The sequence below is a fragment of the Aeromicrobium sp. JJY06 genome, from assembly GCF_044069275.1.
Taxonomy (GTDB): Bacteria; Actinomycetota; Actinomycetes; order Propionibacteriales; family Nocardioidaceae; genus Aeromicrobium; species Aeromicrobium tamlense.
The window spans coordinates 644,328-664,865 of the sequence record NZ_JBIMRD010000002.1; the positions used below are offsets into that span (position 1 = coordinate 644,328).

Annotated in this window: 23 protein-coding genes; 3 read left to right on the forward strand and 20 right to left on the reverse strand. The window is 71.6% G+C overall.

What is annotated here, in order from left to right; genetic code table 11:
- Window positions 1–9 precede the first annotated feature (9 nt).
- The 4 genes from ACGWYL_RS14635 to ACGWYL_RS14650 all read right to left on the reverse strand — a co-directional run bounded on the left by ACGWYL_RS14635 (window position 10) and on the right by ACGWYL_RS14650 (window position 4,361).
- A complete protein-coding gene (locus ACGWYL_RS14635; protein ID WP_179424255.1) occupies window positions 10–504 on the reverse strand; it encodes a DinB family protein in 495 nt (164 codons plus the stop codon).
- Window positions 501–2,270: an aspartate--tRNA ligase gene (gene aspS / locus ACGWYL_RS14640; protein WP_395487552.1), complete on the reverse strand. Its 1,770-nt coding sequence runs from the start codon at window positions 2,268–2,270 to the stop codon at window positions 501–503. Before aspS ends, ACGWYL_RS14635 begins: the two co-directional genes overlap by 4 nt.
- The gene (hisS, locus tag ACGWYL_RS14645) at window positions 2,267–3,589 is read right to left on the reverse strand and encodes a histidine--tRNA ligase (protein WP_395487553.1); all 1,323 of its coding nucleotides are present in this window, start codon (window positions 3,587–3,589) and stop codon (window positions 2,267–2,269) included. Before hisS ends, aspS begins: the two co-directional genes overlap by 4 nt.
- Before the next feature lie 76 nt (window positions 3,590–3,665).
- On the reverse strand, window positions 3,666–4,361 hold the full coding sequence (locus ACGWYL_RS14650) for an MBL fold metallo-hydrolase (RefSeq protein ID WP_269302374.1): 696 nt from the start codon (window positions 4,359–4,361) through the stop codon (window positions 3,666–3,668).
- A gap of 56 nt (window positions 4,362–4,417) precedes the next feature.
- Between ACGWYL_RS14650 and ACGWYL_RS14655 the strand changes: the two genes are divergently transcribed.
- Window positions 4,418–5,641, forward strand: a complete 1,224-nt coding sequence (locus ACGWYL_RS14655) for a DUF349 domain-containing protein (RefSeq protein WP_179424251.1) — start codon at window positions 4,418–4,420, stop codon at window positions 5,639–5,641.
- A gap of 110 nt (window positions 5,642–5,751) precedes the next feature.
- Here the strand turns inward: ACGWYL_RS14655 and ACGWYL_RS14660 are convergent, their stop codons facing one another.
- The 4 genes from ACGWYL_RS14660 to ACGWYL_RS14675 all read right to left on the reverse strand — a co-directional run bounded on the left by ACGWYL_RS14660 (window position 5,752) and on the right by ACGWYL_RS14675 (window position 9,734).
- Window positions 5,752–8,076 (reverse strand): RelA/SpoT family protein, encoded by a 2,325-nt coding sequence (locus ACGWYL_RS14660; protein ID WP_395487554.1) that lies wholly within the window; start codon window positions 8,074–8,076, stop codon window positions 5,752–5,754.
- Between the two features lie 127 nt (window positions 8,077–8,203).
- Window positions 8,204–8,734, reverse strand: a complete 531-nt coding sequence (locus ACGWYL_RS14665; RefSeq protein WP_179424250.1) for an adenine phosphoribosyltransferase — start codon at window positions 8,732–8,734, stop codon at window positions 8,204–8,206.
- Window positions 8,731–9,003 carry a preprotein translocase subunit YajC gene (yajC, locus tag ACGWYL_RS14670; RefSeq protein ID WP_179424249.1) on the reverse strand — a complete coding sequence of 91 codons (273 nt, stop codon included), beginning with the start codon at window positions 9,001–9,003 and terminating at the stop codon, window positions 8,731–8,733. The genes ACGWYL_RS14665 and yajC overlap by 4 nt, the downstream gene beginning before the upstream one ends.
- Window positions 9,004–9,014: 11 nt before the next feature.
- The gene (locus ACGWYL_RS14675; RefSeq protein WP_269302381.1) at window positions 9,015–9,734 is read right to left on the reverse strand and encodes a hypothetical protein; all 720 of its coding nucleotides are present in this window, start codon (window positions 9,732–9,734) and stop codon (window positions 9,015–9,017) included.
- Between the two features lie 72 nt (window positions 9,735–9,806).
- Between ACGWYL_RS14675 and ACGWYL_RS14680 the strand changes: the two genes are divergently transcribed.
- Window positions 9,807–10,775: an FhaA domain-containing protein gene (locus ACGWYL_RS14680; protein ID WP_395487555.1), complete on the forward strand. Its 969-nt coding sequence runs from the start codon at window positions 9,807–9,809 to the stop codon at window positions 10,773–10,775.
- A gap of 4 nt (window positions 10,776–10,779) precedes the next feature.
- Window positions 10,780–12,228 (forward strand): serine/threonine-protein kinase, encoded by a 1,449-nt coding sequence (locus tag ACGWYL_RS14685; protein ID WP_395487556.1) that lies wholly within the window; start codon window positions 10,780–10,782, stop codon window positions 12,226–12,228.
- 4 nt (window positions 12,229–12,232) lie between these two features.
- Here the strand turns inward: ACGWYL_RS14685 and ruvB are convergent, their stop codons facing one another.
- The 12 genes from ruvB to ACGWYL_RS14745 form a co-directional block, all read right to left on the reverse strand.
- Complete coding sequence (gene ruvB / locus ACGWYL_RS14690; protein WP_179428047.1) at window positions 12,233–13,273, reverse strand: Holliday junction branch migration DNA helicase RuvB; 1,041 nt, start codon at window positions 13,271–13,273, stop codon at window positions 12,233–12,235.
- Between the two features lie 2 nt (window positions 13,274–13,275).
- Window positions 13,276–13,866 carry a Holliday junction branch migration protein RuvA gene (gene ruvA, locus ACGWYL_RS14695; protein WP_179424245.1) on the reverse strand — a complete coding sequence of 197 codons (591 nt, stop codon included), beginning with the start codon at window positions 13,864–13,866 and terminating at the stop codon, window positions 13,276–13,278.
- The gene (gene ruvC, locus ACGWYL_RS14700) at window positions 13,863–14,393 is read right to left on the reverse strand and encodes a crossover junction endodeoxyribonuclease RuvC (protein WP_395487557.1); all 531 of its coding nucleotides are present in this window, start codon (window positions 14,391–14,393) and stop codon (window positions 13,863–13,865) included. Before ruvC ends, ruvA begins: the two co-directional genes overlap by 4 nt.
- 58 nt (window positions 14,394–14,451) lie before the next feature.
- Complete coding sequence (locus ACGWYL_RS14705; protein WP_179424243.1) at window positions 14,452–14,844, reverse strand: hypothetical protein; 393 nt, start codon at window positions 14,842–14,844, stop codon at window positions 14,452–14,454.
- Between the two features lie 24 nt (window positions 14,845–14,868).
- Window positions 14,869–15,627: a YebC/PmpR family DNA-binding transcriptional regulator gene (locus ACGWYL_RS14710; RefSeq protein ID WP_395487558.1), complete on the reverse strand. Its 759-nt coding sequence runs from the start codon at window positions 15,625–15,627 to the stop codon at window positions 14,869–14,871.
- A 19-nt stretch (window positions 15,628–15,646) separates the two neighbouring features.
- On the reverse strand, window positions 15,647–16,240 hold the full coding sequence (gene pdxT, locus ACGWYL_RS14715) for a pyridoxal 5'-phosphate synthase glutaminase subunit PdxT (protein WP_269302393.1): 594 nt from the start codon (window positions 16,238–16,240) through the stop codon (window positions 15,647–15,649).
- 9 nt (window positions 16,241–16,249) lie between these two features.
- Complete coding sequence (locus ACGWYL_RS14720; protein ID WP_395487559.1) at window positions 16,250–16,762, reverse strand: alternate-type signal peptide domain-containing protein; 513 nt, start codon at window positions 16,760–16,762, stop codon at window positions 16,250–16,252.
- Window positions 16,763–16,906: 144 nt separating this feature from the next.
- Window positions 16,907–17,977 (reverse strand): signal peptidase I, encoded by a 1,071-nt coding sequence (locus ACGWYL_RS14725; protein ID WP_395487560.1) that lies wholly within the window; start codon window positions 17,975–17,977, stop codon window positions 16,907–16,909.
- Window positions 17,978–18,005: 28 nt separating this feature from the next.
- Window positions 18,006–18,635, reverse strand: coding sequence for a SipW-dependent-type signal peptide-containing protein (locus tag ACGWYL_RS14730; protein WP_395487561.1), 630 nt, complete (start codon window positions 18,633–18,635; stop codon window positions 18,006–18,008).
- A complete protein-coding gene (locus ACGWYL_RS14735; protein WP_395487562.1) occupies window positions 18,632–19,360 on the reverse strand; it encodes an LPXTG cell wall anchor domain-containing protein in 729 nt (242 codons plus the stop codon). Before ACGWYL_RS14735 ends, ACGWYL_RS14730 begins: the two co-directional genes overlap by 4 nt.
- Window positions 19,357–19,935: a signal peptidase I gene (locus tag ACGWYL_RS14740; RefSeq protein WP_179424236.1), complete on the reverse strand. Its 579-nt coding sequence runs from the start codon at window positions 19,933–19,935 to the stop codon at window positions 19,357–19,359. Before ACGWYL_RS14740 ends, ACGWYL_RS14735 begins: the two co-directional genes overlap by 4 nt.
- A gap of 50 nt (window positions 19,936–19,985) precedes the next feature.
- Window positions 19,986–20,504 (reverse strand): alternate-type signal peptide domain-containing protein, encoded by a 519-nt coding sequence (locus ACGWYL_RS14745; protein WP_179424235.1) that lies wholly within the window; start codon window positions 20,502–20,504, stop codon window positions 19,986–19,988.
- Window positions 20,505–20,538: the final 34 nt, after the last annotated feature.

The following is a 20,538-nucleotide window of genomic DNA, read 5'->3' on the forward strand; positions in this document are numbered from 1 at the left end:
GCGTGGCGCCTACTCTCCCGTGCGACCGTCGATGCACTCGCGCAGCAGGTCGGCGTGACCGCAGTGGCGCGCGTACTCCTCGATCATGTGGACCAGCAGGTCGCGGATCTCGACCGTGCCGGAGCGGTGATGGGGCAGCTCGCGGCCGAAGTCGGCCTCGTCGATGCCGTCGAGCCACTGCTCGGCCCGCTCCACCTGGGTGCGCAGCGCGGCGAAGGCCTCGTCGACGCACTCCTGCGTGCCGACCGCGTCGTTGAAGTCCGCGTCGCTGTCCTGCTCCTTCAGGAACAGCGGTGCCTCCGACGACTGCTGACCGACGCGCACGAACCAGGTGTGCTCGACGTACGCCATGTGACGGACGAGGCCGAGCAGCGACAGCGTGCTGGGCGGCACGCTGCGCAGCGCGAGCTGCTCGGGCGAGAGGTCCTCGCACTTGCGCAGCAGCGTCTGGCGGTACTGGGCCAGGTACTCGACGTAGGTGGCCTTCTCGCCGACGGAGCTCACGCCTCGTCGGCGTTCTCGTCGTCCGCCTCGGGCTCGGCGTCGACACCGGCCTCGGCACGCTGCTCGGGCGTGATCGGCGCGGGCGCCGCGGTCAGCGGGTCGTAGCCGCCGCCGGACTTCGGGAACGCGATGACCTCACGGATCGAGTCGGCCCCGGCGAGCAGCGCGACCGTGCGGTCCCAGCCGAACGCGATGCCGCCGTGCGGCGGGGCGCCGTACTTGAACGCCTCGAGCAGGAAGCCGAACTTCTCCTGGGCCTCCTCGGCGCCGATGCCCATGATCTCGAAGACGCGCTTCTGGACGTCCTCGCGGTGGATGCGGATCGAGCCGCCACCGACCTCGTTGCCGTTGCAGACGATGTCATAGGCCTGCGCGAGCGAGTCGCCCGGCGTGGCCAGGGTCTCGGGGTCCTGGGGCGCGGTGAAGGCGTGGTGCACCGCGGTCCACTCGCCACCACCGACCGCGACGTCGCCGGAGTCGAGCTCGCTGACGGCCTCGAACATCGGCCAGTCGACGACGAACGCGAAGGCCCACTTCGACTCGTCGATGAGGTTCTCGCGCTTCGCGATCTCGATGCGCGCGGCGCCGAGCAGCTGGCGCGAGCTCTTGACCGGGCCTGCCGAGAAGTAGACCGCGTCGCCGGGCTTCGCACCGACGGCCTCGACGAGGCCCTCGCGCTCGGTCTCGGACAGGTTCTTGGCCACCGGTCCGCCGAGCGTGCCGTCCTCCTGGACCAGCACGTAGGCGAGCCCTCGGGCGCCGCGCTGCTTGGCCCACTCCTGCCAGCCGTCGAGCGTGCGGCGGGCCTGCGAGGCGCCGCCCGGGTGCACGACCGCGCCGACGTACGGCGCCTGGAACACGCGGAACGGCGTGTCCTTGAAGTAGTCGGTCAGCTCGACGAGCTCGAGGTCGAAGCGCAGGTCGGGCTTGTCCGAGCCGTACTTGCTCATCGCGTCGGCGTACGTGATCCGCGGGAACGGCGTCGGCAGGTCGACGTCGATCAGCTTCCACAGCGCGACGTAGATCTCCTCGGCCAGCGCCATGACGTCGTCGGGGTCGACGAAGCTCATCTCGATGTCCAGCTGGGTGAACTCGGGCTGACGGTCGGCGCGGAAGTCCTCGTCGCGGTAGCAGCGCGCGATCTGGTAGTACCGCTCGAGCCCGCCCACCATGAGCAGCTGCTTGAACAGTTGGGGGCTCTGGGGCAGCGCGTACCAGGAGCCGGGACGCAGGCGCGCCGGAACGAGGAAGTCGCGCGCGCCCTCGGGCGTGGAGCGGGTCAGCGTGGGCGTCTCGACCTCGACGAAGTCGTGGCGCTCCAGCACGGCGCGGGCGGCCGCGTTGACCTTCGAGCGCAGCCGCATCGCGTGGGCCGGGGCGGGCCGGCGCAGGTCGAGGTAGCGGTGCTTGAGCCGCGCCTCCTCGCCCACTTCCACGTGCTCGTCGATCGGGAACGGCAGCGGCTCGGAGCGCGACAGGATCTCGACGTCGTCGGCGATGACCTCGATCTCGCCCGTGGCGATCGCGGGGTTCTCGTTGCCCTCGGGACGGCGCTGGACCGTGCCGGTGACCTTGAGGCAGAACTCGCTGCGCAGCTGGTGGGCGACGTCCTCGCGGACGACGACCTGGGCGACGCCACTGGCCTCGCGCAGGTCGATGAAGGCGACGCCGCCGTGGTCGCGGCGACGGGCGACCCACCCGGCGAGCGTGACGCTCTCGCCGATGTTCGCGGCCGTCAGGGTTCCGGCGTCATGGGTGCGGATCACGCTGTCGTCTCCTTGTGGGTCACCTGCGGTCGCAGGTCGGTCTCGGGGGGCGTCCAGGCGTCGGGATCGGCCGACACCTGCTCACCGGTTCGGATGTCCTTCACCTGGTCGCCATCCTCGGTGACGAACCAGACGAACGGGATGCCGCGGCGCTCGGCGAAGCGGATCTGCTTGCCGAACTTCTGGGCGGCCGGGGCCACCTCGCACGCGATGCCGCGGGCGCGCAGGCGCTGCGCGATCGCATCGCTGCCGGGTCGGGAGTCCTCGTCGTTGACGGCCACGAGGACCGCCGACGGCACCGAGCGCGAGGAGGTGATGCCGCTCGTCGTGAGCGTGGACAGCAGGCGCGAGACGCCGATCGACAGGCCGACGCCGGGGTACGTGCGCTTGCCGTCGCTGGCCAGCTGGTCGTAGCGGCCGCCCGAGCAGATCGAGCCCAGCGCCGGGTGCTCGGCCACGCGGGTCTCGAACACGGTGCCGGTGTAGTAGTCGAGGCCGCGCGCGATGCGCAGGTCGGCCGTGACGGTGACGCCCTCGACGGTGGCGCAGCCCGCGACCACGGCCTCGAGCTCGGTGAGCCCCTCGTCGAGCATCGGGTGCTCGACGCCGAGGTCGCGCACGCGCTGCACGAACGACGTGTCGGTGGTGACGATCTCGGCCAGCGCCAGGCACGCCTCGGCCTGGTCGGGCGTGAGGCCCTGCTCGGTCAGCAGCTCGGCGATGCGCTCGGCCGGCAGCTTGTCGAGCTTGTCGATCACCTGCATGACGGCCGTGGGCTCGGCGATGCCCAGACCCAGGTAGAAGCCCTCGAGGACCTTGCGGTTGCTGACCTGCAGTGTCAGCGACAGGCCCGGGATGGGCAGCCCCGCGAGCGCCTCCGCCATGACGCGGGCGACCTCGACGTCGAAGTGGAACGGCAGCGTGCCGTCGCCGACGATGTCGATGTCGGCCTGCGTGAACTCACGGAAGCGGCCGGCCTGCGGGCGCTCGCCGCGCCAGACCTTCTGGATCTGGTAGCGGCGGAACGGGAACTGCAGGTGGCCGGCGTTCTCCACGACGTAGCGCGCGAACGGCACGGTGAGGTCGAAGTGCAGGGCCAGCTCGGAGGCCTCGGACTCGTCGGCGTGCAGGCGGCGGACGGCGTAGACCTCCTTGTCGATCTCGCCCTTGCGCAGCAGCGTCTCGAGCGGCTCGACGGCGCGGGTCTCGATGTTGCCGAACCCGTGCAGTTCGAAGACGCGCGCGAGGTGGTCCAGCACGGCGAGCTCGACGTTCCGCTCCGCCGGCAGGAACTCCGGGAAGCCGCTCAGTCTGCTCATGACGACACCTCCGTCGAAGAAGCACGGTACGGACGCGCCGACATGAGGTGCCTGAATGGATCTCGCTGGCGCTCGATCATGCCGTCAGCTCCGCGAGGAACGGGTTCGTGGCCTTCTCGCGGCCGATCGAGGTCTGCTGGCCGTGGCCCGGCAGGACGACGACGTCGTCGGGCAGCGTCAGCACCTTGGACTGCAGGCTGCGCAGCATCTCGGCGTGCACGCCGCCGACCAGGTCGGTGCGGCCGATCGAGCCGTAGAACAGGAAGTCGCCGGAGAACATGATCTGCGAGACGGGCTCGGGGCCCGTGTAGTCGACGCGGTACGCGACCGTGCCCGGCGTGTGGCCCGGGCAGTGGTCGACCGTGAGCGTCAGGTCGCCGACCTCGATCGTGGCGCCGTCGACGGCGTCGCGGACGTCGGCGGGCTCGGAGAACTGGGACTCGTCGATCTCGCCGAGCTGCTGGCGCAGCATCGCCGCCGACTCGTTCGAGATCGCGGCCATCGGGTCGGCGAGCAGGTGCCGGTCGGCCGGGTGGATCCACAGCGGGCAGCCGTAGGCGTCGGCGACCTGCGCGGCGTCCCACATGTGGTCGAAGTGGCCGTGGGTGACCAGCACGGCCGCCGGGGTCAGGTCGTGCTCGGCGACGACGGCGCGGACGCCCTCGAAGGACTGCATCCCGGGGTCGACGATCGCGCACGGCTGGCCGGGTCCGGAGGCGACGAAATAGCAGTTCGCCTGCAGCGGTCCGGCGGGGAAGGCGGTGAGAAGCACGCCTGTCAGGGTACGCGAGGAGGACCCAGCGCCGCGAACCTCCTAGACTGACCGCCATGAGTGACTGGGGCCGCGTCGACGCGGACGGCAACGTCTACGTCAAAGAGGGCGACGGCGAGCGTCTGATCGGACAATGGGTGACCGGCGGCGACGCCGACGAGGCGCTCGCGTTCTACACGCGACGCTTCGACAACCTCGAGACCGAGGTCGATCTGCTGGAGAAGCGGATCGAGGCCGGCACCGTCTCGCCCGACGACGCCACGAAGGCGATCGCGACCATCCGCGAGCAGCTCGTCGACGCGCAGGCGATCGGCGACCTCGCGTCGCTGTCCGCGCGGCTCGACAAGCTCGAGCCGGCCCTGGGCGAGCTGCGGGCCAAGCGCAAGGCCGAGCGCGAGCAGCGCACCGCCGAGGCCACCGAGGCCAAGACGCGCATCGTCGCCGAGGCCGAGAAGATCGGCGCCGGACAGGACTGGCGCAACGGCGCCGACCGGCTGCGCGCGCTGCTCGACGAGTGGAAGGCACTCCCCCGGCTCAGCAAGGCCGCCGACGACGAGCTGTGGCACCGCTTCTCCAGCGCCCGCACCGCGTACACGAAGAAGCGCAAGGCCCACTTCGGCGAGCAGAGCGTCCGTCGAGACGAGGCCAAGAAGATCAAGGAGAAGCTGATCGAGGAGGCCGAGGCCCTCTCCGGCTCCACCGAGTGGGGGCCGACCTCCGGCGCCTACCGCGACCTCATGCAGCGCTGGAAGGCCGCCGGCTCCGCGCCGCGCAACGTCGAGGACAAGCTGTGGAAGCGCTTCCGCGCCGCCCAGGACGTCTTCTTCCAGGCTCGCGAGGCCGCGAACGCCGCGCAGGAGTCCGAGTTCGCCGAGAACGCCGCGGTCAAGCGCGAGATCCTCGTCGAGGCCGAGGCGCTGCTGCCGATCAAGGACCTCGAGGCCACGCGTCGCGCCTGGCACGACATCGCCGACCGCTGGGAGGCCGCGGGCAAGGTCCCGCGCGACCAGATCAAGGAGCTCGAGGGTCGCATCCGCGCCGTCGAGAAGGCGATCCGCGACGCCGGTGACCAAGAGTGGAAGCGCACCGACCCAGAGAAGTCGGCCCGCGCGGACGACATGATCACCAAGCTCGAGGACGCCATCGCCGGCATCGAGGCCGACATCGCCAAGGCCGAGGCCGCCGGCGACACGAAGAAGGTCGCGAAGCTCCGCGAGAACCTCGAGTCCCGCCAGGCCTTCCTCGACATCGCCCGCCGCACCGCCTCCGACTTCAGCTGAGGCTCCGAGCCCTTCGGGCTCCAGATCTGTAGCGCTGTCCACCTTTTTCAGCCGGTTCTGCCGGTAAGACGGTGGACAGCGCTACACATCTCGCGCGCCGGAGGCGCGGGCTACTGGGTGACGCGGTAGGCGTCGAAGACGCCGGGGACGTTGCCGACGGCCTTGAGGACGGCGCCGAGGTGCTTGGCGTCGGCCATCTCGAAGGTGAAGCGGCTCTTCGCGACGCGGTCGCGCCCGGTGCTGAGGGTGGCCGACAGGATGTTGACGTGCTGGTCGGAGATCACCTTGGTGATGTCGGAGAGCAGGTGCGGGCGGTCGAGGCCCTCGACCTGCATCGCCACCAGGAACGTCGTCTTCGCGTTCGCGATCCAGCGCACGTCCACGACGCGCTCGGTCTGGTGGGCCAGCTCGGTGAAGTTCACGCAGTCGGTGCGGTGCACCGAGATGCCCGAGCCGCGCGTGACGAAGCCCTGGATGGCGTCACCGGGCACCGGCGTGCAGCAGCGCGCCAGCTTGACCATGACGTCGCCCGACACGCCCACGACCTCGACGCCCGCGTCGCCGCGGACCGACGTGACCGAGCGGCTCGTGCGCAACGGCATCGCCGTGGCCTCGGCCGCCTCCTCCTCGGCGCCCTCACGGCCGCCGGCGAGGTCGATGACGCGGTCGACGACGTTCTGCGCGCCGACGTTGCTCTCCCCCACCGCCGCGTACAGCGCGGCGATGTCGGCGTGGCCCATCTCCTTGGCCACCGTGTCGAGGTTCGCCTGCCGGAACAGGCGATGCATCGGGAGGCCCTCCTTGCGCATCTGCTTCGCAATGAGGTCCTTGCCGTGGTCGATGGCCTCCTCGCGGCGCTCCTTCGTGAACCACTGGCGGATCTTGTTGCGGGCGCGGGGACTCTTGACGAAGTCGAGCCAGTCGCGGCTCGGTCCGGCCGTGGGCGACTTCGACGTGAAGATCTCGACGACGTCGCCGCTCTCGAGCTTGGACTCCAACGAGACGAGGCGGCCGTTGACCCGGGCGCCGACGCACGTGTGACCGACCTCGGTGTGCACGCCGTACGCGAAGTCCACGGGCGTGGCCCCGGCGGGCAGCTGGATGAGATCGCCTCGCGGCGTGTACGCGTAGACGCCGGCGTTCTGCATCTCGAAGCGCAGTGAGTCCAGGAAGTCGCTCGAGTCCTCGGTCTCGGACTGCCAGTCGACGAGCTCGCGCAGCCACACCATCTCGTTGCCGCCGGGGGCGCCCTTGGACGCCTTGCCGCCGACCGCCGCCAGCGACTCCTCCTTGTACTTCCAGTGCGCCGCGACGCCGAACTCGGCGCGACGGTGCATGGCGTACGTGCGGATCTGCAGCTCGACCGGCTTGCCCTGCGGGCCGATCACGGTGGTGTGCAGCGACTGGTACATGTTGAACTTCGGGACGCTGATGTAGTCCTTGAAACGGCCCGGGATCGGGTTCCAGCGCGCGTGCAGGACCCCCAGCACGGCGTAGCAGTCGGCCACGTCGTCGACGAGGATGCGCACGCCCACGAGGTCGAAGATGTCGGAGAAGTCGCGGCCGCGCACGAGCATCTTCTGGTAGATCGAGAAGTAGTGCTTCGGCCGGCCCGTGATCTTCGCCTTGATCTTGGCGTGCCCGAGGTCGGAGTTCACGTCGCGGATCACGCGCTCCAGGAACGCCTCGCGGGACGGCGCGCGCTCGGCGACCAGGCGCACGATCTCGTCGTAGACCTTGGGGTGCAGGGTCGCGAACGACAGGTCCTCGAGCTCCCACTTGATCGTGTTCATGCCCAGGCGGTGGGCCAGGGGCGCGAAGATCTCGATCGTCTCGCGGGCGATGCGCTCCTGCTTGTCCTGGCGCAGGTAGCGCAGGGTGCGCATGTTGTGCAGGCGGTCGGCGAGCTTGATGACCAGCACGCGGATGTCGCGCGCCATCGCGACGACCATCTTGCGGATCGTCTCGGACTGGGCCGAGTCGCCGTACTTGACCTTGTCGAGCTTCGTGACGCCGTCGACCAGGTGCACGACCTCGTCGCCGAAGTCCTTGCGCAGCTGCTCGATCGTGTACGAGGTGTCCTCGACCGTGTCGTGGAGCAGCGCGGCGCACAGGGTGGGCGCGGTCATGCCGAGCTCGGCCAGGATCGTGGCGACGGCCAGCGGGTGCGTGATGTACGGGTCGCCGCTCTTGCGCTTCTGACCCTCGTGCATCGCCGCGGCGACCTCGTAGGCCTTCTGGATCGCGGTGACGTCGCCCTTGGGATGCGTGTCGCGGTAGACCTTGATGAGCGGGTCGAGCACCGGGTTGCCGGCGCCGGTGGACCGGCCGCCGATCCGCGCGAGGCGGCTGCGCACGCGCGAGGACGTCCGCGCCGAGTCAGGTGTCCTGGACTCGGCCGGCTTCGTCGAGGATCCCTCGGTCCGCTCAGCCACGCGTGCCTCCTTCAGTCCATCCTACGGAGGCCCGGTCAGAGCGCGCCGGAGATCACCGACGCGAACACGCCGAGCACGAGCGCGGCGATCGCGATGATGGCGACGATGCGGACGGTGTTCTGGCTCATCAGTACTCCAGGAGGGCGGTCAGGGCGAGGTCGCCGAGGGCGTCGCGGCCGCCCAGGGCGGGCAGCTCGATGAGGACGAGCCCGCCGGCGACCTCGGCGCCGGCGCGCTCGAACAGGCGCCGGGAGGCGGCCAGCGTGCCGCCCGTGGCGAGGACGTCGTCGACGAGGAGGACGCGGGCACCCTCGGTGACGGCGTCGGCGTGGATCTCCACGACCGCCTCGCCGTACTCGAGGGAGTAGTTCTCCGCGAGGGTCCGCGCCGGCAGCTTGCCGGCCTTGCGGACCGGCACGAGGCCGATGCCGAGCGCCTCGGCGATCAGCGGCGCGAGCAGGAAGCCGCGGGCCTCGACGCCGGCGACGACGTCGAGCGGGCCGAATGCGCGCGCGGCGTCGACGAGAGCGTCGACGGTGGCGCGCAGGCCCTCGGGGGCGGCGAGCAACGGGGTGATGTCACGGAACGTGACGCCGGCCTCGGGCCAGTCCTCGATGGCGCGCACGAGGCGCGCGGCGACCTCGGGGAAGTCGCTCATGCCTGGGGGTCGATCACTTCGGCGACCGCGGCGCGGGCGACGGTGATGACGACGCCGGGCGCGACCTCGAGGTCGATCGTCTCGTCGGCGAGGCTCTGCACGGTGCCGTGGATGCCGCTGCTGATCATGACGCGGGCGCCCGGCTGGAGGGCGTCCTGCATCTGGCGCAGCTCGGTGTACTGCTTCTGGCGCGCACGCATCGGCCGGATGATCAGCAGGAAGAAGACGACGGCAAGAAGGAGGAGGGGAATCAGGTCAGCGGGACTCATCCCGATCGATTCTAGGGGTCGAGCCCCGCGCGGATCTCGTCGAGTATCCGGGGAGGGAACTCGGTCGTCGCGCGACACCGCTCGACGAGGTAGACGATCTTGTTCAGCCGCGGCCCGGGGAGGTCGATCGAGCGCCGCGCCAGCGCCGGGCGCAGGACGTTGCGGTCGAAGGCGCCGTCACTCGGCTCGGGGATGCCACGCCACGTCGCGAACGCCGTCTTCAGGTCCCCGTGGGCGACCACACCGTGCGGCGGCGAGAGCGCCACGGCGAGCGCTCCGACGAGCCACCCGTCATCGCCCTCCAGCGCGGCGACGCCCAGCTGCACCGTCCCGGAGCCCTCCGTCGGCGCCTGCTGCGGTGTCTCGATGTCGAGCGTCATGACCAGGTCCGGGAAGCGCAACGACACCTCGGTGCGTGCGTGCGGCAACGACAGGTGCTGGCCGGCCGCGGGGACGGTGATCTCGCCGGTGCCGGTCCTGACCTCGACGATCGCGCCGTTCGCGCGCTGGCCTCGGTAGAGCGCCGGGCGGTCCGCCGAGGCCGTGAGCACGAGGGCCGGGTCGCTGACGTACGGCAGCCGCACGAAGACGAAGCACGATCCGTCGATCTCCGTGGCCGCGACCAGCCGGTCCGTGGGCAGGTCCATCCGGCGGGCGACGACGCACCGCTGCCCCGGCTCGAGCTCGGCCGTGCCGGACGGGCCGGCGTCGGTCGACCAGGCGATGCGCATGTGAGTCCCCTCGCGCGGAACGTGTTCCACGGCGGCTCGACACCACCGATCCGGGGGCCGCACGCTGGCGTCATGATCGACTCGCTGACGACCCTCGGATCCAATCTAGTCGTGCTCGCGGTGTTCCTCGGCGTCGTGGTCGTGGCGCTGCTGGTCGCCCGCTCGGTGTTCGGCACGGTCTCGATCCGGTCGACGGCCGTCGAGGCGGCCGCTCGTCTCACGTCGCTGCCGACCGCGACGCCCGGCGCCCTGCGGCGCCGGTTCGCCCGCGCCGTGACGAGTCAGCACGTCGTCATGCCCAGCGGCGAGCGGCACGCCCACCCGCGCCTCGTCGTGCGGATCTCCCCGGAGGACGCCGAGCGCCTCGCTCCCGAAGGCGAGCTCTCGGGGCTCGAGCGCGATGCCGTCCAGCTGTACCTCAAGCACGCCGCCCGCAACCAGTGGAAGGTGCCCACGGACGTGCAGGTGGCCATCGAGATCGACCCGGTCCTCCGTCCCGGCTGGATCCCGCCGGCGCGCGGGGTCGGCCGCCCCACCGCTCCCGAGCCGGTCGCGTCGGCCCCGACCGGCACCGACGCCGAACGGGCGGCCGCCTGGGCGCGGGTCGCGAGCCCGCGGTCGGTGTCGCTCGCCACGGACGACACCGGTCCGATCACCGCCACCTGGACCGCGGCCCAGATCGACCAGACTCGCGAGCCTGCCACCGTGGCCGTCGGCCGGTCCGGGATCGAGCTGGTGGGGCCCGACGGATCCGCCCACGTGGAGAAGGGGTCGATCGTCGTGCTGGGTCGGGGCGACCAGTCCCCCGTGCGGCTCACCGCCCCGGAGGTCTCGGGTCGCCATGCCGCCGTGCGCCACCGCGGCGGCGGCTGGGAGATCCGGGACCTGGGCAGCACGAACGGGACGCTGGTCGACGGCGAGCGCCTGTCGAACGACGCGTGGCAGCCCTTCGGCCCCGGCTCCACGATCGAGCTCGCCGGCGTCCGACTCACCGTGCGCGCCGACGCGTTCGGGACCGTGCCGCTGCTCGGGGGACAATGAGCCCATGGTCGTGACCGTCGGTGCCCTCGACCGGGCACCCCGCTTCGAGATGCTCGAGCGGATCGGCGCGGGCAGTCACGGCGTCGTCTACCGCGCGCACGACCACCAGCTGCGCCGGGACGTGGCCGTGAAGCGGTTCGCGCACGTCCTGACCGACGACCCGCGGGCGATGCACCGCATCCGGCGGGAGGTCAACGCCCTCGCCCGCGTGAGTCACCCGTACGTCGTCACGATCCACGACCTGGTGATGCTGCCCGACGGCGACGGCGAGGAGTCTCCGCACCTCGTGATGGAGCTCGTCGACGGCACGAGCGTGAAGCAGCTGCTCACCGACCACGGACCGAGCATCGAGTCCGTGCGACTCGTCCGGCACGTGCTGGCCGCTCTCGACGCCTGCCATCGGGCGGACATCCTGCACCTGGACATCAAGCCCGCCAACGTCCTGCTGACGGCGGCAGGCGACGTGCGCCTCGTCGACTTCGGCATCTCCCGCGCAGCCTCCGACCTGACGGCCACGATCGCCGGCACTCCGCACTACATGTCCCCCGAGCAGTACGAGGGCCGGGTCGACCGGCGCAGTGACGTGTACTCCGTCGCGTGCCTGCTGTTCGAGACCTTGACCGGCCGCACGCCGTTCCCCGGCCCGCCGGCGGTGCAGCTGATGGCGCACCGCTCGGCCGACCGGCCGGATCCGCGCGAGGTCGATCCGGCGATCCCCGCAGGGCTCGTGGACGTCCTGCACCGTGCCATGGCGATCGATCCCGACCGTCGCTACGCGAGCGCCGCCGACTTCGCCGCGGCGCTCGCCCCCTTCGAGTCGATCGGGGCCGCCCAGGCGGGTCCGACGGTCACCGCCGTCGTCCCGTCGTCCCGCGTGACGCCCGAGCCGGCCCCGGCGCCGAGCGAGCCCGGTCTCGCCTGGACCACGCGCACGGCTCGTACGCTCGCGACCCTCGCGCTCAGCGCCGGCGTCGTCGCAGTCGTCCCGACACTCGTGTGGGCGAGCACGTCGCTGTCGCCCGCCGTCGAACACCGGCCGCCCGTCATGGACGAGTCCACCGCGTCCGCATGGTGGTGGGCGGCGGTCGTCCTCGCCGTCGCGTTCGTCGCGATCGGACGGAGGGCGTACTTCCGGCTCCTCGCGGACGCGCCGCGCCGAGCGCTGGGCATCGCCCTGGGAGCCGCCATCCGTGGATCCGCGGTACTCGCCTTCCCGTGGTACGCGGCCGGGGTCATGGCGGGCGCCCGCGCGTACGGCCTGTCGACGCCCGACCTCTACGGCTCGTGGGCCGACGTCGCCTGGATCCTCATGCCGCTCGCGACCCTGGTGCTGACGTGGCGGGCGCTGACCCGCCTGCGCTTCGGGATGGCGGGGTTGCTGGCCTTCGCGCTGCGCCTTGGCGCCGCGGCCCTCGCCGCCGCGCTGTTCGCGGCCTACCCGAGCCTGCTCTGAGCGCTCACCCGTCGAAGTCGAGCGTGTCGGGCACGGCCGGCGGGGTGAGGCCGAGGTGCCGCCATGCCGCTGCGGTGGCGATGCGGCCGCGTGGCGTGCGGGCCAGGAAGCCCAGCCGGACGAGGAACGGCTCGGCCAGCTCCTCGACCGTCTCGCGCTCCTCCGACACCGCCACGGCGAGCGTGGCGATGCCCACCGGTCCCCCGCCGAAGCTGCGGCACAGGACGTCGAGCACGGCCCGGTCGAGCCGGTCGAGGCCGAGGTCGTCGACCTCGTACAGGTCGAGCGCGGCCCGCGCGATGGCGTGGTCGACCGAGCCGTCGGCGCGGACCTCGGCGTAGTCGCGCACGCGGCGCAGCAGCCGGTTCGCGATGCGCGGGGTGCCGCGCGAGCGCGAGCCGATCTCGGCCGAGGCCTCGGCGCTGATGCCCAGGTCGAGCAGATCGGCCGAGCGGCGCACGATGCGGTCGAGGTCGGCGGGCTCGTAGTAGTCGAGCTGGGCGGTGAAGCCGAAGCGGTCGCGCAGCGGGCCCGGCAGCAGGCCGGCGCGGGTGGTGGCGCCGACGACGGTGAACGGCGGGATCTGCAGCGGGATCGCCGTGGCGCCCGGACCCTTGCCCACGACGACGTCGACCCGGAAGTCCTCCATCGCCATGTAGAGCAGCTCCTCGGCGGGGCGCGACATGCGGTGGATCTCGTCGATGAAGAGCACGTCGCCCTCGTTGATGCCCGAGAGGATCGCCGCGAGGTCGCCGGCGTGCTGGATGGCGGGGCCGCTGGTGAGCCGCAGCGGGGCGGAGAGCTGGTGCGCGATGATCATCGCGATCGTGGTCTTGCCGAGTCCGGGAGGACCCGACAGCAGCACGTGGTCGGGGGTGCGCTCGCGCGCGACGGCGGCGTCCAGCACGAGGGCCAGCTGCTCGCGGACGCGCTCCTGGCCGATCAGCTCGTCCAGCGTGCGGGGCCGCAGCGCCTGCTCGAACGCGGTGTCCTGCGGTCCGGCGGCCTCGGCCACGATCGACTCGAAGTCGTCGTACTCGTCCATGCTCATCGGCGCCGGTCCATCGATCGCAGGGCGTCGCGCAGGACGGTGGAGACGTCGGGGTCGTCGCCGACGCCGTCGGCCACGCGGTCGATCGCGGCGTCGGCGTCCTTGGCCGACCAGCCGAGACCGACGAGGGCCTCGTGCACCTGGTCGCGCCACCCCGCACGGGCGGGCGCGGCGGCCGACGCGGCGACGGCGCCGACGCGGTCCTTGAGCTCGACGACGATGCGCTCGGCCCCCTTGCGACCGATGCCCGGGACCTTGGTGAGCGTGGCGTGGTCGGCCGACGCGATCGCGCTGCGCAGGCGCTCGGGTGGCAGCACCGCGAGCATCGCCTGGGCGACCTTGGGGCCGACGCCGCTGGCGGTCTGGACGAGCTCGAACATGTCGCGCTCCTCGGCGTCGGCGAAGCCGTAGAGGGTCATCGAGTCCTCGCGGACGACCATCGAGGTCCACAGCGTGGCCTCCTGCCCGATCCGCAGGTCGGCGATCGTGGAGGGCGTGCACATCACGTGGTAGCCGACGCCTTGCAGGTCGAGGACGGCGGAGTTGAGCGAGACGGTGGCCACGGAGCCCCGCAGGTGCGCGATCACCGGGCGCCTCCCGCGGCGGCGACGGCCGCGGCCAGGCGGTTCTGCGCCGAGCCGCGCCACAGGTGGCAGATCGCGAGCGCGAGCGCGTCGGCGGCATCGGCGGGCTTCGGCGGCGCGTCGAGGCGCAGCAGCCGGGTGACCATCGCGGTGACCTGGGCCTTGTCGGCCCGGCCGCTGCCGGTGACGGCGGCCTTGACCTCCGACGGGGTGTGCAGCTGGACGGGGATGCCGTGGCGCGCCGCGACGAGCATCGCGATGCCGCTGGCCTGGGCCGTGCCCATCACCGAGCGGACGTTCTGCTGGCTGAAGACGCGCTCGACCGCGACGACGTCGGGCCGCAGCCGGACGACGAGGTCGTCGAGCGCGCGCTCGAGACGCAGCAGCCGCTTCGCGAGGTCGAGGTCGGCCGGGGTGCGCACGACGCCGACGTCGACCAGGTCGAGCGGGCGGCCCACCATCCCCTCGACGACGCCCACGCCGCACCGAGTGAGGCCGGGGTCGACTCCGAGCACACGAAGGGAACGCATGTTCGACACTGTAGGCGGTGGCGGCGACGGCCTCGCGGAGGCACGCCGCGCGCCGGGCTCAGCCCGTCAGCTGGTCGTCCGGGGTGCGCTCGATCTCCTCGGCCAGCTCGCCGGCGACGCGGCGCGCGTTCAGCCGTCCCGCCACGAGCGTGCGGTGCAGCGGCCGCTCGGAGCCGTCGCGGCGCAGCTCGACGGGATACCGCGCGAGCAACAGCCAGCCGGCGACGAGCAGCACGGGGACGAGCGCGAGCACCCAGCCGCGATCCGACTTCAGCAGGACCGGCGTCAGGACGCCGAGCAGGACGAGCCCCGCCACGACGAGCAGCGGGCCGAAGCCGCCACCGGTCGGCGTGCCGCCGACGACGAGGTCGCCCTCGTGTCCGCGCAGCGCGGGACGACCGACACGGACGGTCCACCCGACGCCGTCGGGGGTGCGCACGCGTCGGTCCATGGCCACATCATGGCCGAGGCCGGCTCAGAGCTCGGCCATGACCTCGTCGGGCGCGTCGAAGTTGGCGAACACGTTCTGCACGTCGTCGGAGTCCTCGAGCGCGTCGATCAGCTTGACGACCTTGGCCGCGCCGTCGGCATCGACCTCGACGGTCACGCTGGGCACGAACGAGGCGTCGGCCGAGTCGTAGTCCAGGCCGGCCTCCTGCAGTGCCGTGCGGACCGTGACGAGGTCGCTGGGGTCGCACAGCACCTCGAAGCTGCCACCGAGGTCGTTGACCTCCTCGGCGCCCGCGTCGAGCACCGCCATCAGGACGTCGTCCTCGTTCGTGGCACCGCCCTCCTGCTCGGCGGGGACGATGATGACGCCCTTGCGGCCGAACATGTAGGACACCGAGCCCGGGTCGGCCATCGTGCCGCCGTTGCGGGTCATCGCGGTGCGGACCTCCATGGCGGCCCGGTTCTTGTTGTCGGTGAGGCACTCGATGAGGAACGCGACGCCGCTGGGGCCGTAGCCCTCGTACATGATCGTGGTGTAGTCGGCGCCGCCGCCGTCGGCTCCCCCGCCGCGCTTGACGGCGCGGTCGATGTTGTCGTTGGGGACCGACTGCTTCTTGGCCTTCTGGATCGCGTCGTAGAGCGTGGGGTTGCCGTCAGGGTCGGGACCACCCGTGCGCGCCGCGACCTCGATGTTCTTGATCAGCTTGGCGAACAGCTTGCCGCGCTTCGCGTCGATCGCGGCCTTCTTGTGCTTGGTGGTTGCCCATTTGGAGTGGCCCGACATGTCGTTCCTTTGCGTAGTCCTAGCTCTGCTTCACGAGATCGACGAAGAGTCCGTGCACACGGTCGTCGTCCCCGACCTCGGGGTGGAAGGACGTCGCCATGAGCGGCCCCTGCCGCACCGCCACGATCCTACCGGCGGCCTCGCCCGAGGGGACCTCGGCAAGCACCTCGACGCCGGGCCCGACCTCCTCGACCCAGGGGGCGCGGATGAACACGGCGTGCACCGGGTCGGCGACGCCCGCCATCTGCAGGTCGGTCTCGAACGAGTCGACCTGACGCCCGAACGCGTTGCGACGCACGGTGACGTCGAGACCGCCGACGGTCTCCTGCCCCGCCGCACCGTCGCGGATCCGCTCGGCGAGCATGATCATCCCGGCACAGGTGCCGAAGGTGGGCATGCCGTCCTTCACGCGCCGGCGCAGCGGCTCGAGCAGATCGAACGTGCGCGCCAGCTTGTACATCGTGGTGGACTCCCCGCCGGGCACGATGAGCCCGTCGCACCGCTCGAGCTCGGCCGGGCGACGGACCGTGAACGCGTCCACGCCCAGCCGCTGCAGCGCGTGCAGGTGCTCGCGGACGTCGCCCTGGAGGGCGAACACACCGATGGAAGTCACCCCGGAAGTCTAGTCACCCTGGGCGACGGCGACCCTGACGTCGGTCAGGTCGAGTACATGGCCCTGTGACGTGTTGCCGAAGCCCGTGCCGAACGGGAAGTCGACCACGACCTCCGCGGCGAGCACGTCGCCGTCGTGGTCGTCCGTGATCTGGCCCGCCAGAGGCGTCCCGTCGACGGTGTACGTCTCCGTGATCGAGACGTCGTCGGCCAGGCCGCCCTGACCCTCGAGGCCCGTGACATCGACGGTCGCCTCGAGGTCGTCGCCGGTCGCCGATATCGTCCACGAGCCGGTGAACAGCAAGGTGTCACCCGGAACGGCACGCACGGCCGAGACGTCGGCGAGCGGAGAGCCGTTGAGCGTCCAGGCGCCGGGCGTGGACTCCGTCAGCGTGAGTCGGCCTGCTGAGATGGTGCCGCCGGCGACGGATCCGGAACCGTTCCAGTACGCGAGCGACGCCGCGCCGCCGAGCAGCACGAGCGCCGAGGCCCCGGCGACCGCGCCCTTGGTCCAGGTCTTCATGAGCTCCTCCCCGTGGGGAACGGGAACGACGTCCTCGTGTCGTCCGACCCGCGCTCTTGGAGTCGTCTCGGCCCGGCTCAGGCGCCGGCCGATGTGACGAGAGTAACTCGTGTGACGAATGGGGCCATCGGGGGTGTGGAGAGCTCAGGCCGTCCCGCAGTACGTGCGGTAGCTGAACTCGAAGAGCCCGCGCGTCTCGTAGAGCTTGAGCGTGACGTCGGAGGACGTCCACGTCGTCGACGACTTGAGCCGGCTGCTGACGCGCGCCGTGTACTGGACGGCACCGGCGTCGAAGAGGCCCCACGGGGTGAAGTTGCGCGCCACGTTGACGGTCTGGGCAGCGCCCACGGTCCCCGCTCCGGTGATCGTCCCGCCCCGGTTCGCGACGGTCGCACCGGTCTGGTCGTTCACGATCGTGACGACGTAGTCGTAGCGGGCGTCCTGGTGCGGGAACGTGAGATTGACCGACGCGCCACTGCCGCCGACATTGGTGCACGTGAAGGTGGCCGGCGCCTGCACGCTCGCGGCACCGAGAGCGCCGGAGACGATCGTCGGGCTGTCGCCGAAGGCGGCCATGGTGGGCTGGAGCCCGAGTCCCGAGGCCACGAGCAGCGCGCCCGCACCGGCCCCCACGCCGATGGCGCGCCGCACGCGGTGGCCCACGCCGTGATCGGGGACGAGCCCCCGATCGTCGGGTGCGGCGTCGTCGCTGTCGTCCTCGGCCGACGCGTCCGGACCGCCACCGCCGTCACGACGGAACGCGATCACCAGGATCGCGGCCACGAGCAATCCGATGACGAACATGCCGAACGGCGAGTTCACGGCGTTGATCACGTAGCCGGCCTTCGGCACGGAGAAGCTCACGCGCTCGACCTCGTCGACGTTGTACGCCTGCTCGTCCGGCGAGGCGTTGGCGTCGCCCTGGAGCTGCAGCACCGCTCCCCCGTCGTCCTGAGGATCGATCCCGGTGACGCGGTGCGTGATGCGCACGCCGCGGTCGTCGATCACGCTGACGACGTCGCCCTCGGCGAGCTCGTCGGCCGGCACCGTGGTGGCGAAGGCCAGGTCGCCGGCCTCGATCGCCGGCGACATCGAGCCCGACGTGAACACCAGTGGCGTGAGCCCGAAGGCGAGCATGGCGGCGGTCCAGGCCAGGCACAGCGTGCCCAGGCCGGCGCCGATCCACAGGATCGTCTCGCGGAGCGTGCGGTTCATGTCAGGTCACTCGTTCGTCGGGTCGGGGTCACTGCAGCTGGCTGGCGGTGAGGGAGAACGTCGCGGTGCCCGTCGTTCCCTGCGCACTGTTGCCGGTGGTGGACGGCATCGCCACCCGGAAGCACAGGTTCTTGCTGAACGTCGTGCCGCCGAGGTTCACGGGCGTGGCCGTGGGGATCAGCGGCTTGGCGGTGCCGTCGAGCGTGACGTTCGTGGACAGCTGCGTTCCTGAGCAGGTGTTGGAGCGGACACCGTTCGCGTTGGTGGTCTGGGTCCCGGCGGTGCCCTCGTAGACCGACCACTGGACGTGGGGCGACAGGGTGCCCGCCGCCGTGCCGGTCGCGGTGAGCGCGAAGCCCGCGGTGTTGGCCTTGCGCTGCACCGGCACAGTGAACGCGAAGCTCTCCCCCGGGATCATCGCGGTGGCCGACATGGCCGCGTTCGTGACCGAGCCGCCCTGGCCGTCGAGCCGGCCGTCGAGGATCAGCAGGTCGAGCGATCCGGCCTGGATGGTGCCCGTGGTCAGCTGGGCCTCGTCGGTCCAGTACGCCAGCGTGCTGACGCTGGTCAGGCCCAGCACCATGCCGAGGCTCAGGATCGCTCGCGTGCGGGTCGACCGCAGGGTGCGGACGAGACGCGAGGTCGTGGACTGCGTCATGAAACGTCACTCTCTTCTCGGTTCCGGCGGGCGCCCAGAGCGAGCCACAGGCCGGTGATGGAGGCGCCGATGCCCGCGGGCAGGAGCCACGAGGGCAGCTCGGCGCCGGTGCTCGGCAGCGAGCCGTCGCGCGCGGGCGCGGTCTCGGCTCGATCGCCGGGAGCGACCGCGCTGGTCGGCGAGGCCGCGGTGGGCCTCGCGGTCGGCTCCGCGGTCGGCCCGGTGGTCGGCTCGGTCCCGGTGACCTGGGTCAGCCGGGTCCGGACGTCGAACGCGAAGTGCTGGGCCTGGTCGGCGTTGGACGCCGTCTCGGACAGCGCGGCGCGGACCTGGACCCGTGCCGTCGCGCCCGCCGCCAGAGGGCGAGGCGCGGTCCAGGCGGTGGAGAGGGGCTGCCACGCCTCGCCATCGGTCCGGATCTGCACGTCGAAGTCGCCGGACGCGTGAAGGGCGCCGTCCCGGGGCAGGATCACCAGCTCGATCTCCGCGGCGTCGGAGGATTGGTTGCGGGCCCAGAACTCTCCGGTCTGGGCGTCACCGGGCACCCAGCGGGTGTCGTCGGCGAAGACCGGCTCGGTCAGCGTCGAGGTCCACGGACCGACCCCGTCGGCGCTCAGGCCGAGGCGGGCCGCGGGCGCCGAGGCCGCAGAGGACCCCAGGGGCACCATCACGGCCAGCATGACGGCTGCCCCGAGTGCACCCGCTGCGGTGCGCACGGACTTCATCGCGTGGTCACCGCCTCGGCGTCGGAGTCGCTCCGGCGGCGGTCGCGGATCGCGCCGGCGAACATCCACGCGGCGTAGAGGCCCAGGCCACCCGCGACGACGTACACGGCCGAGTCGCGCTGGTCGTGCCCGATCGCCGTGCTGAGGAATCCCAGCTTCGGCACGGCGTACCAGAGGGTGCCCTTGAGCTGGACCGGCTGGACCGGCTCGGCGTCGACACCGTCGTTGGCGTCGCCCTGCGTCGTGAACTCGGGCTGGCCGTCCGCCCCGTAGGCGACCGAGACGACCCGGTGGGTCACGACGTCGCTGCGGCCCGACTCGAGCTGGTAGGTGACGACCGTGCCCACGCCGATCTCCTCGGCGGGCGTCGGCCGGACCACCACGAGCGTGCCGGGCGGGTAGGACGGCTCCATGGAGCTGGTGAGGATCGTGTAGGGCGTCGCGCCCCCGATCCGCGGGACGAGCACGCCGACGGCGATCGCCGAGGTGGCCACGAGGATGACGCCCCAGGCCAGGGCCTGGACGGCCCACCCCAGCACCGTGCGGTGCGTGCGGGTGGTCGTGGTGGTCGTCATCCTCGTGGGCCTTCCTCGTTCGATGGTCGGTCGGTTCGCTCAGTCCCGGGTCACTGCACCTGCGTGAGGGCGACCTTCACGTCGGACAGGTCGAGCGTCAGCGTCTGCGTCGTGTTGTCAGCAGAGGTGCCGAACGGGAAGTCGACGTTCAGGGTGGCGGCGAGGGTCTCGCCGTCGTCGGCGCTCGTGATCTGGTTGCCCGCAGGAGCCGTGCCGCCGACGAGGTAGGTGTCGGTGAGGGTGACCGCGGAGGCCAGCGAGCCCGAGGCGTTGAAGCCGGTCACGTCGACGACGGCCTTGAGGTTGTCACCGGTCGCGGTGATGTCCCAGCCGGCGGTGTACTCGAGCTCGTCGCCGGGGACGACGCGCACGGAGGACAGGCTGGTGACGGGGCTGCCGTTGAGCGTCCAGGCGCCGGGCGTCGGGTCGGTCAGCTTCAGCTCGCCGGCCGTGATGGAGCCACCGGCGATGTCGCCCTCGGCGTTCCAGTACGCCAGCGAGCCCGCTCCGCCGAGCATGAGGACGGCGGCGGCTCCGGCGGCGATGGCGCCCTTGGTGGACTTGTTCATCTTCTTCTCCTACGTCATGAGGCTGATCGACCAT